Below are 13,779 nucleotides of genomic sequence, written 5' to 3'. Positions count from 1 at the left end.
CCGCGGCCCTCAATCGACCAGGGCGTGGCCGGCGCCGACCGGCACGGCGACGCCGACCCGGTCGCCGGGCTGGAAGCTCTGCGGCGCCCCGGTCCGGTTCTGCAGCCGGGCGGTGACCAGCGCCCCGCCCTCGGCCAGGCGGATATGGTAGGTGGTGTCGGTGCCGACATAGACCACCGTCTCCACCGTTCCCGCCAGGCTGTCCGGGCCGGGCTCGGCCGACAGCAGGATCCGCTCCGGCCGCACCGCCAGCGTGGCGCCGTCGGCGCAGCCCAGCCGGGCGGCGAGCGGGCCTTCGAAGAAGTTGGTCTCGCCGATGAAATGGGCGACGAAGCGCCGGGTCGGCCGGTCGTAGATGTCGCGCGGGCCGCCGATCTGCAGGATCTCGCCCTGGTCCATCACCGCGATCCGGTCCGACATCGTCAGCGCCTCCTCCTGGTCGTGGGTGACGAAGATGAAGGTGATGCCGGTCTCGGTCTGCAGCCGCTTCAGCTCGATCTGCATCTCCTTGCGCAGCTTGAGGTCCAGCGCCGAAAGCGGCTCGTCCAGCAGCAGCACCTGCGGCTCGCTGGCCAGCGCCCGGGCCAGGGCGACGCGCTGCTGCTGGCCGCCGGACAGCTGCGCCGGCTTGCGGTTCTCCATCCCGCCCAGCTTGACCAGGGCGATCATCTCGGCGACGCGGGCCTCGGCCCGGGCGCGGTCGACGCCCTTCATCTCCAGGCCGAAGCGGATGTTCTCGCGCACCGTCATGTGTGGGAACAGGGCGTAGCTCTGGAACACCGTGTTCACCGGCCGCTTGTGCGGCGGCAGCCCCTCGATCGGCTTGCCGTGCAGCAGGATGCGGCCGCTGGTCGGCTCCTCGAACCCGGCGATCATGCGGAGGAGGGTGGTCTTGCCGCAGCCCGACGGGCCGAGGAGGGTGAAGAACTCGTTGTCCCGGATCTGGACTGATACCCCGTTCAGGGCCCTGACGGCGCCGCCCTGGTCGCCGCCGAACACCTTGGTCACGTCGACAATGTCGATTGCCGTCCCTGTCAAGATGGCCTCGTTTCTTGTTCCGGCAGGGCGCGGGAGCCGGGGCGGACCGTCGGGGACCCCTGGCGCCATCGCGCCTGGCCGACCGGGCTTCGGGATGGCCCGGTTCGAGCCGCTGCGTCGATGGGAACGATATCAGCAGGTGCCGCGGGCAATCGCAAGCCCATCCAGCCTGCCATTCGCGCAAGAAAAAACCCCGCCGTCTCCGGCGGGGTTTCCATGGGTCGGGATCGGCCTGGCTGACGCCGGCTTCCAATCCCCTGCTGTCATTGCCGGGCTTGACCCAGCAATCCAAAGGACGTCGACACCCTCTGGATGCCCGGGTCAAGCCCGGGCATAACAGGAGAGGGGGAGAGCGTGGCCCCAACGGCCTCCGATCAGACCGAATAGTACATCTGGAACTCGATCGGGTGCGGGGTGTGCTCGAAGGCGTACACCTCTTCCCACTTCAGCTCGAGATAGGCCTCGATCATGTCGCGGGTGAACACGTCGCCCTTCAGCAGGAAGGCGTGGTCGGCCTCGAGCGACAGCAGCGCCTCGCGCAGCGAGCCGCAGACGGTCGGGACGTTCTTCAGCTCCTCCGGCGGCAGGTCGTACAGGTTCTTGTCCATCGCCTCGCCGGGATGGATCTTGTTCTGGATGCCATCGAGGCCGGCCATCAGCATCGCCGAGAAGGCCAGGTAGGGGTTGGCGCTCGGATCCGGGAACCGCACCTCGACGCGTTTGCCCTTCGGCGAGGCGACATAGGGGATGCGGCAGGAGGCCGAGCGGTTGCGGGCCGAATAGGCCAGCAGCACCGGCGCCTCGAAGCCCGGGATCAGCCGCTTGTAGCTGTTGGTCGTCGGGTTGGTCAGGGCGTTCAGCGCCTTGGCGTGCTTGATGATGCCGCCGATGTAGTACAGCGCGGTGTCCGACAGGTCGGCATAGCCCGAGCCGGCGAAGGTCGGCTTGCCTTCCTTCCAGATCGACTGGTGGACATGCATGCCCGAACCGTTGTCGCCCTTGACCGGCTTCGGCATGAAGGTCGCGCTCTTGCCGTAGGCGTCGGCGACGTTGTGGACCACATATTTGTAGTTCTGCAGCGCGTCCGCGGCCCGGATCAGGGTCTCGAACTTGATGCCCAGCTCATGCTGCGAGGACGCCACCTCGTGGTGGTGCTTCTCGACCGTGACGCCCATCTCGGCCAGGGTCGACAGCATCTCGGCGCGCAGGTCGTGCGCGGCGTCGAGCGGCGGCACCGGGAAGTAGCCGCCCTTCGGCTGCACGCGGTGGCCGCGGTTGCCGTCCGGATAGACCTTACCGGTGTTCTCCGACGCGTCCTCGCTGTCCAGGTGATAGAAGCCGGAGGTCGTGCCCTGCTGGTAGCGCACGTCGTCGAAGATGAAGAACTCGGCCTCGGGTCCGAAATAGGCGGTGTCGCCGATGCCGAGCGACGCCATGTAGCGCTCCGCCGACTTGGCGATCGAGCGCGGGTCGCGGCTGTAGGGCTGGCCGGTGGCCGGCTCCAGGATGTCGCAGGTGATGTTCAGCTGCGCCTGGGCGGCGAAGGGATCCATGATCGCGGTGTCGACGTCCGGCATCAGAATCATGTCGGACTCGTTGATCGCCTTCCAGCCGGCGATCGACGACCCGTCGAACATGACGCCGTCGGTCAGCATGTCCTCGTCCACCGTCGAGACGTGCTGGCTGACGTGATGCACCTTCCCGCGGAAGTCGGTGAAGCGGAAATCGACGTATTTGACGTCGTTCTCTTTGATCAGATCGAGGACCTTGGTCACACCGTCGGCCATGATGCTTTTTTCCTGTGTTACGCGAGTGTTTTTGATGAGAGACGTTCTTGGGCGGTAGGGAGGCGGCCGACGCTCAGATCGCGTCGGCGCCCTTCTCTCCGGTACGGATGCGGATAACCTCCTCCACCGGGGTGACGAAGATCTTCCCGTCGCCGATCCGGCCGGTCTGGGCAGCCTGCTGGATGGCCTCGATCGCACGTTCGACGAGACCGTCCTCCATGACCACCTCGACCTTCACCTTGGGCAGGAAATCGACCACGTACTCCGCGCCGCGATAGAGTTCGGTGTGGCCCTTCTGGCGGCCGAACCCCTTCGCCTCGGTGACGGTGATCCCCTTGATCCCGACCTCGTGAAGGGCCTCCTTCACCTCGTCGAGCTTGAACGGCTTGATGATGGCTTCGACTTTCTTCATGGGTTCGGAACCGTTCCCTGGATCGTTTGCGCGCCACCGCCGGGTGCGGAACGCTCTCGCGGACGATGAGAAGCAAGCCCTGTGCCAGACGCCGACTCCGCAATGTCGACCTAGGGCGGAAAGATGGCTGCCCGGAATTTAGGCATGGTGCTGCTTCTTTAGGCTCGGATCAAGCCGGAGAGGGCCTCGGCCATGCGCGCCACGGCCCGTTCGATGGCCTCGACGCTGTTGGCATAGGACAGGCGCAGGAATCCCTCGCCCATGGCGCCGAAGCTGGTGCCGGCGATGGTGGCGACGCCGCAATCCTCCAGCAGCCTGGTCTGCAGCTCCTTGGCCGACAGGCCGGTGCCGGTGATGTTGGGGAAGGCATAGAAGGCCCCGCCCGGCTCGACGCAGCGCACGCCCGGCAGCCGGTTCAGCGCGTCGACCACGACCCGGCGACGCTCGGCGAAGGCGGCGCACATGGCGTCGACCGCATCCTGCGGCCCCTGCAGCGCGGCGATGCCGGCATATTGGGCGGCGGCATTGACGCAGGAATGGGAGTTCACCGCCAGCCGGACCGCACCCTCGCGCAGGCTCTTCGGCCAGACGCTCCAGCCCAGGCGCCAACCGGTCATGGCATAGGTCTTGGACCAGCCGTCCAGCAGGATCACCCGGTCGCGCAGGGCGGGGTAGGAGAGGAAGCAGCTGTGCTCCTGCCCGTCATAGAGGATCCGGCTGTAGATCTCGTCGCTCAGCACCGCCACATGCGGGTGCCGCTCCAGCCCTTCGGCCAGGCGGTCCAGCTCGGCCTTCGGCACCACGCCGCCGGTCGGATTGGCCGGGCTGTTGATGATCAGAAGGCGGGTGCGCGGCGTGATCTGGGCCAGCACCTCCTCGGCCGAGAAGGCGAAGCCGCTCTCCTCGCGCAGCCGCACCGGCACCGGCGTCGCCCCGGTGAAGCGGATGGCGGATTCGTAGATCGGGAAGCCGGGGTTGGGGTACAGGATCTCGGCCCCGGGCTCGCCGAACATCAGGATGGCGAACCACATCGTCACCTTGCCTCCCGGCATGATCACCACGTCGTCCGGATCGACCGTGACGCCGCGCCGGGCCTCCAGGTCGTCGGCCACCGCCCGGCGCAGCGCCGGGATGCCGCTGGCCGGGGTGTAGCCGTGATGGCCGTCGCGCAGCGCCTTCACAGCCGCCTCGACGATGTGGTCGGGGGTGCGGAAATCCGGCTGGCCGATGCCGAGATTGATGATGTCACGGCCCTGCGCCGCCAGCGCCTGGGCCCGCGCCAGCACGTCGAACGCGGTTTCGGTGCCGAGATTGGCCATCGCGGCCGCCTGGATCAGCATCATGCCTTCCCCTGCTGAGATGTGTCGGGGCGGACTATGCCGCCTCCCGCCGCCCCGGTCATTCCCGGCAACGCCTCCGATCGGCGGGAATGCGTCTTGACGCCGTCGCGACGATGCCTCATATGAGCCGCCGCAAATGCTGTGGCGGCCGTAGCTCAGTTGGTAGAGCCCTCGGTTGTGGTCCGAGTTGTCGTGGGTTCGAGTCCCATCGGTCGCCCCATTTCCCTTCCCGCCCATTCCCGTCGTCAGCTGGGTCTGATACGCCTGTTCCGACCGCATCGGAGGAGGCTGCCTTGTACCGACCCAACGCCGCGAAACGGAAGCTGCGCGCGGGCGAGCCCGTTTATGGCTGCTGGCAGGGCCTTGGGAATTCGCTGGTGTCCGAGCTGCTCGGCCTCACCGGCTACGACATCGTGCTGCTCGATCACGAACACGGGCCGGCCTCGGTCGCCGATGCGGTGCCCTGCCTGCAGGCCCTGGCCGGGACCCCGGCCACCGGCATCGTCCGCATGCCCTGGAACGACCCCGTTTACACCAAGCGGATCCTCGACATCGGCGCCGAAGGGGTGATGGTGCCGCAGGTCAGCTCGAAGGCGGAGGCCGAGGCCGCGGTCGCCGCCTGCCGCTATCCGCCGGCCGGCATCCGCGGCGTCGCCTACGGCATCGCCCGCGGCGCCGATTTCGGCCTGGCGCCCGACTACCGGGAAACCATCGACGACAACCTGCTGATCCTGTGCCAGATCGAGACCCGGCAGGGGGTGGAGGCGATCCCAGACATCGCCGCGGTCGACGGCGTCGACGCGCTGTTCATCGGCCCCTGGGACCTGTCCGGCAGCCTCGGCAAGCTCGGCCGCTTCGACGACCCGGAGGTGCGCGACACGATTCGCCGGGCCGAGCGCGCCGTGCTCGACAGCGGCAAATGGCTCGGCGCGCTGCCCTCGCTCGGCCGCTCGCCCGCCGAGATGGTTAAGGACGGCTGCCATATCGTGATCGCCCCGGCCGACATTACCCTGCTGCGGGACGCCGCCCGGGCCGATATCGCCGCCTTCCGGGAGGCGACCGGGAAGGCGGGACGATGACCGCATCCGACCTGGCGCTGCTGACCGCGGCGGAGATGGGCGAGGCCGATCGCCGCACCATCGCCGCCGGCACCCCCGGCATCGTGCTGATGGAGCGGGCGGGGGCGGCGGTGGCACGGGCGATCCGGGCCCGCTGGTCGCCGCGCCCGGTCGCGGTGCTGTGCGGCCCCGGCAATAATGGCGGCGACGGCCATGTCGTCGCCCGGCTGCTGGCGGAGCGGGGCTGGCCGGTGCGGCTGGCCTCGCTGGTCCCGGTCAAATCCCTGCGCGGCGACGCGGCGGAGGCCGCGGCGCAGTGGCGGGGCAGGGTGGAGGCCCCCGACCCGGCGGTGCTGGACGGTGCCGGCCTGATCGTCGACGCCCTGTTCGGCGCCGGGCTGAGCCGGGTGCCGGAGGGCAAGGCCGCGGCGCTGATCGAGGCGGCGGCGCGCTCCGGCCTGCCGGTGGTGGCGGTGGACGTGCCGAGCGGCCTGTTCGGCGACGACGGCTCCGCGCCCGGCCCGGTGGTGCCGGCGGCCCTGACCGTCACCTTCTTCCGCCGCAAGCCCGGCCATCTGCTGCTGCCCGGCCGCGCACTGTGCGGCGAGACCCGGGTGGCCGATATCGGCATCGACGTTTCGGTGCTCGGAGAGATCGGTCCGCGCCTGTCCGAGAACGGGCCGGCGCTGTGGCGCCCGGCCTTCCCACGTGTCGGGCCGACGCAGCACAAATACGATCGCGGCCACCCGCTGATCCTGGGCGGCGGCAGCCTGACCGGCGCCTCCCGCCTCGCGGCCAGGGCGGCGCGGCGGATCGGCGCAGGCCTCCTGACCGTGGTGGCGCCGGAGGCGGCGCTGCCGGCCTATCGCGCCGACTGGCCGGGGGCGATGGCGCTGCCGGCGGAGCGTTGGGACGGGCTGCTCGCCGACCGCCGTCTCGGTCCGGTGCTGATCGGGCCGGGCGCCGGCGCGGGGCCGGCGCTGCGCGAGACGGTCGCGGCGGTGCACGCCGCCGGCAAGTCGCTGGTGCTCGACGCCGACGGAATCGCCAGCTTTGCCGGCGAGCCGCAGGCGCTGGCCGGGCTGCTCGACACCGACAGCGTGCTGACGCCGCATCAGGGCGAGTTCGACCGGCTGTTCGGCAAGGAGGAGGCGCCGCGCCTAGCCCGGGCCCGGAAGGCCGCGGCGGAGCTCGGTGCCGTGGTGGTGCTGAAGGGGTCGGACACCATCATCGCGGCGCCGGACGGGCGGGCGGCGATCAACGCCAACGCCCCGCCGACGCTCGCCACCGGCGGCACCGGCGACGTCCTGGCCGGCTTGGTGCTGGGGCTGAAGGCGCAGGGCATGCCGGGCTTCGAGGCCGCCTGCGCCGCCGTGTGGCTGCACGGCGCCGCGGCGCAGCGGGTCGGCGCCGGGCTGATCGCCGAGGACGTGATCGATGCTCTGCCGGGCGTGCTCGACCGGCTCTAGCCTTATCCGGCCCCGCGTTTTGCCTGTCGCCCGCAAAAACCCTGTGCTATAGACCGGCGCTTCGCAGGGCCGACTCCCTTTGCTGCCCGCCTTTTTGTGCGCGTTTTCGGGGGCGGGCGGGGGTGGGGGTCTTCGCGGGCGTGGCGGAATTGGTAGACGCACTGGATTTAGGTTCCAGCGGCGAAAGCCGTGGGGGTTCAAATCCCTCCGCCCGCACCAATGAACATCCGACAGGGCACAGCACGACCGACCTGTCACATCGACGGATTCCTGAAGACCGATGCAAGTGATCGAAACCAGCACCGAGGGTCTGCGGCACGAGTTCAAGATCGTCGTGCCGGCGGCCGACATCGAACAGCGCGTCCAGACGGAGCTCGTCAAGCTCGCTGGCCGGGTCAAGCTCCCGGGCTTCCGCCCCGGCAAGGTGCCGGTGTCGCTGATGAAGCAGCGCTACGGCAAGTCGGTCATGGGCGAGGTCCTGGAAGGCGCTGTCGACGAGGGCGTGCGGCAGGCGCTGGACGAGCGCAAGCTGCGCCCGGCGCTGCGGCCGAAGGTCGAGGTGACCAGCTTCGACGAGGGCAAGGACCTGGAATACAAGGTCGATGTCGAGGTGCTGCCGGAGATCACCGCGCCGGCCTTCGACAGCGTCGAGATCGAGCGCCCGGTCGCCGAGGTCACCGACGAGCAGGTCGATGCCGGCCTGCAGCGGATCGCCGAGACCCGCCGCAAGTTCGAGCCGCTGGCCGAGGAGCGCGGCCTGGAGGCCGGCGACACTGCCGTGATCGACTTCGAGGGCAGCCTCGACGGCGCCGCGCCGAGCGAGGAGATGTCCGGCAAGGAGTTCCGCCTCGAGATCGGCTCGAACCGCTTCATCCCCGGCTTCGAGGACCAGCTGATCGGCAAGAAGGCGGGCGAGCACGTCACCGTCTCGCTGACCTTCCCCGAGGAGTATCCGAGCCCTGAGCACGCCGGCAAGCCGGCGAAGTTCGAGGTCGACGTCAAGGCGATCGAGAAGTCGGTGGTGCCCGAGGTGAACGAGGACTTCGCCAAGGAGCTAGGCTTCGAGGACCTCGAGGGCCTGCGCAACGCGGTGAAGGGCCAGACCGAGCAGGAGTTCGGCCGGGTGTCGCGCCTGCGCGCCAAGCGCAAGCTGCTCGACAAGCTGGCCGAGATGGTCGACTTCGCCGTGCCGCAGGGCATGGTCGACCTGGAGTTCGACCAGATCTGGAAGCAGGTGCAGCAGTCGCTCGAGACCGCCGGCGACGACAATCCGGACAAGAACAAGCCGGAGGACGAGCTGAAGGCCGAGTACCGCGCCATCGCCGAGCGCCGCGTCCGCCTCGGCCTGCTCTTCGCCGAGGTCGGCCGTGCCGAGAACGTCGAGGTGACGCAGGAGGAGCTGAACCGCGCCCTGATCGCCGAGGCCCGCCGCTATCCGGGCCAGGAACAGCAGGTGGTCGACTTCTTCCGCAAGAATCCCCAGGCGATCGAGAATCTGCGCGCCCCGCTGTTCGAGGAGAAGGTCGTCGACGTCATCCTCGGCAAGATCAAGGTCAACGACACCACCGTGACGCCGGAGGAACTGGCGCGCGACCCGGACGAGGAGGAGGCGGGCGAGACCAAGGCGGCCGAGGCCAAGCCCGCCAAGAAGAAGGCCGCCAAATCCAAGGCCGCCGAAGCCGAGGCCGAAGGCGCTGAGGCCAAGTCCGCCGACACCGACACCGCCACCGGCGCTTGATTGGTTGAAGGGCGCCGTGGCCCTCCCCTAATGTAGGGGCGAGCCGCGGCGCCCTGCCGGCCCGCGCGAGCCTTCGAGGACCCTATGCCTCCGTATGAGCCGAGCATGAACGCCCTGATCCCGATGGTCGTGGAGCAGACCAATCGCGGCGAGAGGGCGTATGACATCTACTCCCGCCTCCTGAAGGAGCGGATCATCTTTCTGACCGGGCCGATCTATGACGAGCTCGCCAGCCTCGTCTGCGCCCAGCTCCTGTTTCTCGAATCCGAGAACCCGAAGAAGGACATCGCCTTCTACGTCAACTCGCCGGGCGGGGTGATCACCGCGGGCATGGCGATCTACGACACCATGCAGTACATCCAGCCGCAGATCATGACCGTCTGCATCGGCCAGGCGGCGTCGATGGGATCGCTGCTGCTGGCGGCCGGCGCCCCCGGCAAGCGCTTCGCCCTGCCGAACAGCCGGATCATGGTGCACCAGCCCTCGGGCGGCGCCCGCGGCCAAGCCTCGGACATCGAGATCCAGGCGCGCGAGATCCTCAAGCTGCGCCAGCGGCTGAACGAGGTCTACGTCAAGCACACCGGCCAGAGCCTCGAGGAAATCGAGCGCTCGATGGACCGCGACAAGTTCATGTCGGCCGACGAAGCCAAGGGCTTCGGCATCGTCGACGAGGTCGTCGAGCGGCGTCCGACCGTTGAATAATCGATCTCTTCGCCCGCGGCCCTACCGATCCGGGTCGAAGGGCGCTATCTTGATTCGTGATGATGCGGATCTGCCTTGCGCCGGGATGATCTTGTCGCAGGGTGGAGCCGCCGCCATCTGGAGGCAGCCGCATCCCGGCCCGCGGGCCTGGAGTTCGTGGATCGGTAGCGCGGATGCGGAAGTGAGGCAGTGATGGGCAAGACCGCAGGCGGTGATTCGAAGAACACGCTCTACTGCTCGTTCTGCGGCAAGAGCCAGCACGAGGTTCGCAAGCTGATTGCGGGCCCGACTGTGTTCATCTGCGACGAGTGCGTGGAGCTGTGCACCGACATCATCCGCGAGGAGAACAAGACCACGCTGGTCAAGAACCGTGACGGGGTCCCGACACCGAAGGACATCCGCAAGGTTCTCGACGACTACGTGATCGGTCAGGAGCACGCCAAGAAGGTCCTCTCGGTCGCCGTGCACAACCACTACAAGCGGTTGGCGCACGGGCAGAAGGGCGGCGAGGTCGAGCTCGCCAAGTCCAACATCCTGCTGATCGGACCGACCGGCTGCGGCAAGACCCTCCTGGCCCAGACCCTGGCCCGCATCCTCGACGTGCCGTTCACCATGGCCGACGCCACGACGCTGACCGAGGCGGGCTACGTCGGCGAGGACGTCGAGAACATCATTCTCAAGCTGCTGCAGGCCGCCGACTACAATGTCGAGCGGGCGCAGCGCGGCATCGTCTACATCGACGAGGTCGACAAGATCAGCCGCAAGTCGGACAACCCGTCGATCACCCGCGACGTCTCGGGCGAGGGCGTGCAGCAGGCCCTGCTGAAGATCATGGAGGGCACCATCGCCTCGGTGCCGCCGCAGGGCGGGCGCAAGCACCCGCAGCAGGAGTTCCTGCAGGTCGACACCACCAACATCCTGTTCATCTGCGGCGGCGCCTTCTCCGGGCTGGAGAAGATCATCTCCCAGCGCGGCCGCGGCAGCTCGCTCGGCTTCGGCGCGGACGTGCGCGGGCCGGATGAGCGGACGACCGGCGAGATCTTCAGCGAGGTCGAGCCCGAGGATCTGCTGAAGTTCGGCCTGATCCCCGAGTTCGTCGGCCGACTGCCGGTGGTGGCCACGCTCGAGGACCTCGACTCGGACGCGCTGATCGAGATCCTGTCCAAGCCGAAGAACGCTCTGGTGAAGCAGTATCAGCGCCTGTTCGAGATGGAGGACGTGCATCTGTCGCTGACAGACGATGCGCTGAAGGGCATCGCCAACCGGGCGATCCAGCGCAAGACCGGCGCGCGCGGCCTGCGCTCGATCATGGAGAGCATCCTGCTCGAGCCGATGTACGACCTGCCGAGCATGAACGGCGTGGTCGAGATCGTGATCAACCGCGAGGTGGTCGAGGGGCGGGCCAAGCCGCTCCTGATCTACGCCGAGAAACAGCAGGAACGCGCCCCCGGCGCCTGAAAGTCCGGGGCGGACAGATCCTGACCGACGTGACAGCCGATGTCGTCCGACATCGGCTGTTTCGTTTCGTAATTGCCGCAGGATGCCGCCTTGGGCTTGCCACTGCGGCATGTTTGCGCTCTTGTGGCCGGGATACGAGGGCTTGCAGCATGTCCGTCTCTTGAACGGCCTCCGGTCATCGCCACGTCTATTGGGCGCGCCGGGTCTCCACCGTCCGGCGCCGGCAGGGCGCCACTTCCCGGGCCGCTGCCCACCCCTTTAAGGCAGAACGCATGTTGAATCTGAACAAAGACACGCTGTACCCGGTGTTGCCTCTGAGGGACATCGTGGTCTTCCCGCACATGATCGTGCCCTTGTTCGTCGGTCGCGAGAAGTCGGTCCGCGCGCTCGAGGACGTGATGAAGGAGGACAAGCAGATCCTCCTGGTCACCCAGCGCAACGCCTCGCAGGACGACCCGTCGCCGACGGAGATCTTCGAGGTCGGCACGATCGGGACGGTGCTGCAGCTGCTGAAGCTGCCCGACGGCACCGTCAAGGTGCTGGTGGAGGGCGTGCGGCGCGCGCGCATCGTGCGCTACGCCGATAATCCGGAATTCTTCCAGGCCCAGGTCGAGCCGCTCGACGATGTCGGCAACGATCCGCAGGAGATCGAGGCGCTGGGCCGGGCCGCGGTCGCCCAGTTCGAGCAGTACATCAAGCTCAACAAGAAGATCCCGCCGGAGGTGCTGGTCTCGGTCAACCAGATCGAGGACGGCGCCAAGCTGGCCGACACCATCGCCGCCCATCTGTCGCTGAAGATCCCCGAGAAGCAGCAGATCCTCGAGATCGCCTCGATCACCGAGCGGCTGGAGAAGGTCTACGGCTTCATGGAGGGTGAGATCGGCGTCCTCCAGGTCGAGAAGCGCATCCGCAGCCGCGTGAAGCGGCAGATGGAGAAGACCCAGCGCGAGTACTACCTGAACGAGCAGCTCAAGGCGATCCAGAAGGAGCTGGGCGAGGGCGAGGACGGCCGCGACGAGGCGGCGGAGATCGAGGAGCGGATCAACAAGATCAAGCTGACCAAGGAGGCCCGCGACAAGGCCATGGCCGAGCTGAAGAAGCTGCGGTCGATGAGCCCGATGTCGGCCGAGGCCACGGTGGTCCGCAACTATCTCGACTGGATGCTGTCGATCCCCTGGAAGCAGCGCACCCGGATCAAGAAGGACCTGCTGCACGCCGAGCAGGTGCTGAACGACGACCACTACGGCCTGGAGAAGGTCAAGGAGCGCGTCCTCGAGTACCTGGCGGTGCAGCAGCGGACCAGCAAGATCCGCGGCTCGATCCTGTGCCTGGTCGGCCCGCCGGGCGTCGGCAAGACCTCGCTCGGCAAGTCGATCGCCAAGGCCACCGGCCGCAACTTCGTGCGCATGTCGCTCGGCGGCGTCCGCGACGAGGCGGAGATCCGCGGCCACCGGCGGACTTATATCGGCTCCATGCCCGGCAAGATCATCCAGGGCATGAAGAAGGCGAAGTCGTCGAACCCGCTGTTCCTGCTCGATGAGATCGACAAGCTGGGCGCCGACTACCGCGGCGATCCCTCCTCGGCGCTGCTCGAGGTGCTGGATCCGGAGCAGAACTCGACCTTCAACGACCACTATCTCGAGGTCGATTACGACCTGTCGGACGTGATGTTCATCTGCACGGCCAACAGCCTGCGCATGCCGCAGCCGCTGATGGACCGCATGGAGATCATCCGCATCCCCGGCTACACCGAGGATGAGAAGGTCGAGATCGCGAAGCGCCACCTGATCCAGAAGCAGGCCGAGGCCAACGGCCTGAAAAAGGGCGAGTGGACGCTGACCGAAGAGGCTCTGCGCGATCTGATTCGCTACTACACCCGGGAGGCGGGCGTCCGCAGCCTGGAGCGCGAGATCGCGAGCCTGGCGCGCAAGGCGGTGCGCGAGATCCTGTCCACCGACACCAAGAAGATCGTCGTCAAGCCGGAGGATCTCGAGAAATACGCCGGCGTGCGCAAGTTCCGCTTCGGCGAGGCGGAGCTGGAGGACATGGTCGGCGTCGTCACCGGCCTGGCCTGGACCGAGGTCGGCGGCGAGATCCTGTCGATCGAGGCGGTGCCGGTCCCCGGCCGCGGCCGCGTGGTCGCCACCGGCAAGCTGGGCGACGTGATGAAGGAATCGGTGCAGGCGGCGGAGAGCTTCGCCAAGGCCCGCGCCGTGTCCTTCGGCATCAAGCCGACGCTGTTCGGCAAGCGCGACATCCATGTCCATGTGCCGGAGGGGGCGACCCCGAAGGACGGGCCGTCGGCGGGCGTCGCCATGGTCACCGCGATCGTCTCGGCCCTGACCGGAAACCCGGTCCGCCGCGACGTGGCGATGACCGGCGAGGTCACCCTGCGTGGGCGCGTGCTGCCGATCGGTGGGCTGAAGGAGAAGCTGTTGGCGGCCGTCCGGGCGGGCATCAAGACCGTGATTATTCCCAAGGAGAATGAAAAAGACCTTGCGGATATTCCGGATTCGGTGAAGAAGGCCCTGGCAATCCTGCCGACGACCAATGTCGAGGAGGTTCTGAAGAACGCCTTGGTGCGTCCTCTGGAGCCGATCGAGTGGAAGGATACGGATGTGGACGACATCGCCCCCGTCGCCGCCGATGGCGACGACGAAGCGGTGATCCGCCACTGACGGATCGTAGCGGCCCTGGAACTTGGCGGATTTCCATGCGTTTCAGGGCCGCCGACGATTGACCGTGTTTCCGCGATACGCTTACATTTCGTGACGTTT

10 protein-coding genes and 2 tRNA genes are annotated in these 13,779 nt (G+C 67.8%); 8 read left to right on the top strand and 4 right to left on the bottom strand.

The features are described from left to right. Positions 1–9: 9 nt before the first annotated feature. From KXR53_RS25425 to KXR53_RS25410, 4 genes are all read right to left on the bottom strand, one after another. Positions 10–1,038 carry an ABC transporter ATP-binding protein gene (locus tag KXR53_RS25425; RefSeq protein WP_437378097.1) on the bottom strand — a complete coding sequence of 343 codons (1,029 nt, stop codon included), beginning with the start codon at positions 1,036–1,038 and terminating at the stop codon, positions 10–12. Between the two features lie 374 nt (positions 1,039–1,412). Next, complete coding sequence (gene glnA / locus KXR53_RS25420) at positions 1,413–2,825, bottom strand: type I glutamate--ammonia ligase (protein ID WP_437378096.1); 1,413 nt, start codon at positions 2,823–2,825, stop codon at positions 1,413–1,415. A gap of 73 nt (positions 2,826–2,898) precedes the next feature. Next, positions 2,899–3,237: a P-II family nitrogen regulator gene (locus tag KXR53_RS25415; protein WP_026870414.1), complete on the bottom strand. Its 339-nt coding sequence runs from the start codon at positions 3,235–3,237 to the stop codon at positions 2,899–2,901. Between the two features lie 158 nt (positions 3,238–3,395). After that, entirely contained in the window at positions 3,396–4,580 is a 1,185-nt protein-coding gene (locus tag KXR53_RS25410) for a pyridoxal phosphate-dependent aminotransferase (RefSeq protein ID WP_437378095.1), read from the bottom strand. Between the two features lie 141 nt (positions 4,581–4,721). Between KXR53_RS25410 and KXR53_RS25405 the strand changes: the two genes are divergently transcribed. The 8 genes from KXR53_RS25405 to lon all read left to right on the top strand — a co-directional run bounded on the left by KXR53_RS25405 (position 4,722) and on the right by lon (position 13,680). Next, positions 4,722–4,797: transfer RNA gene (locus tag KXR53_RS25405), tRNA-His, on the top strand. Positions 4,798–4,870: 73 nt separating this feature from the next. Further along, positions 4,871–5,656 carry an HpcH/HpaI aldolase family protein gene (locus KXR53_RS25400; protein WP_437378093.1) on the top strand — a complete coding sequence of 262 codons (786 nt, stop codon included), beginning with the start codon at positions 4,871–4,873 and terminating at the stop codon, positions 5,654–5,656. Next, on the top strand, positions 5,653–7,104 hold the full coding sequence (locus KXR53_RS25395; RefSeq protein WP_437378091.1) for an NAD(P)H-hydrate dehydratase: 1,452 nt from the start codon (positions 5,653–5,655) through the stop codon (positions 7,102–7,104). Before KXR53_RS25400 ends, KXR53_RS25395 begins: the two co-directional genes overlap by 4 nt. Before the next feature lie 134 nt (positions 7,105–7,238). Beyond that, positions 7,239–7,323 (top strand) — tRNA-Leu (locus KXR53_RS25390). 61 nt (positions 7,324–7,384) lie between these two features. Then, entirely contained in the window at positions 7,385–8,842 is a 1,458-nt protein-coding gene (gene tig, locus KXR53_RS25385; RefSeq protein WP_437378090.1) for a trigger factor, read from the top strand. 84 nt (positions 8,843–8,926) lie between these two features. Then, positions 8,927–9,544 carry an ATP-dependent Clp endopeptidase proteolytic subunit ClpP gene (clpP, locus tag KXR53_RS25380; RefSeq protein WP_437378089.1) on the top strand — a complete coding sequence of 206 codons (618 nt, stop codon included), beginning with the start codon at positions 8,927–8,929 and terminating at the stop codon, positions 9,542–9,544. A gap of 192 nt (positions 9,545–9,736) precedes the next feature. Beyond that, a complete protein-coding gene (gene clpX / locus KXR53_RS25375; RefSeq protein WP_437378088.1) occupies positions 9,737–11,002 on the top strand; it encodes an ATP-dependent Clp protease ATP-binding subunit ClpX in 1,266 nt (421 codons plus the stop codon). Between the two features lie 272 nt (positions 11,003–11,274). After that, the gene (lon, locus tag KXR53_RS25370) at positions 11,275–13,680 is read left to right on the top strand and encodes an endopeptidase La (RefSeq protein ID WP_437378087.1); all 2,406 of its coding nucleotides are present in this window, start codon (positions 11,275–11,277) and stop codon (positions 13,678–13,680) included. Positions 13,681–13,779: the final 99 nt, after the last annotated feature.

This window comes from Inquilinus limosus (assembly GCF_051487185.1).
In the GTDB taxonomy this organism is placed as follows: domain Bacteria; phylum Pseudomonadota; class Alphaproteobacteria; order DSM-16000; family Inquilinaceae; genus Inquilinus; species Inquilinus limosus_F.
Note: the sequence above shows the minus strand (reverse complement) of the source record. Positions and strands in the feature narration are given on the sequence as shown.

What these genes read in the sequence shown, in the direction of transcription:
- glnA (WP_437378096.1), bottom strand. Translation starts at nt 2,825, where the DNA reads ATGGCCGACGGTGTGACCAAGGTCCTCGATCTGATCAAAGAGAACGAC.
- KXR53_RS25415 (WP_026870414.1), bottom strand. Translation starts at nt 3,237, where the DNA reads ATGAAGAAAGTCGAAGCCATCATCAAGCCGTTCAAGCTCGACGAGGTG.
- KXR53_RS25410 (WP_437378095.1), bottom strand. Translation starts at nt 4,580, where the DNA reads ATGATGCTGATCCAGGCGGCCGCGATGGCCAATCTCGGCACCGAAACC.
- KXR53_RS25395 (WP_437378091.1), top strand. Translation starts at nt 5,653, where the DNA reads ATGACCGCATCCGACCTGGCGCTGCTGACCGCGGCGGAGATGGGCGAG.
- tig (WP_437378090.1), top strand. Translation starts at nt 7,385, where the DNA reads ATGCAAGTGATCGAAACCAGCACCGAGGGTCTGCGGCACGAGTTCAAG.
- clpP (WP_437378089.1), top strand. Translation starts at nt 8,927, where the DNA reads ATGCCTCCGTATGAGCCGAGCATGAACGCCCTGATCCCGATGGTCGTG.
- clpX (WP_437378088.1), top strand. Translation starts at nt 9,737, where the DNA reads ATGGGCAAGACCGCAGGCGGTGATTCGAAGAACACGCTCTACTGCTCG.
- lon (WP_437378087.1), top strand. Translation starts at nt 11,275, where the DNA reads ATGTTGAATCTGAACAAAGACACGCTGTACCCGGTGTTGCCTCTGAGG.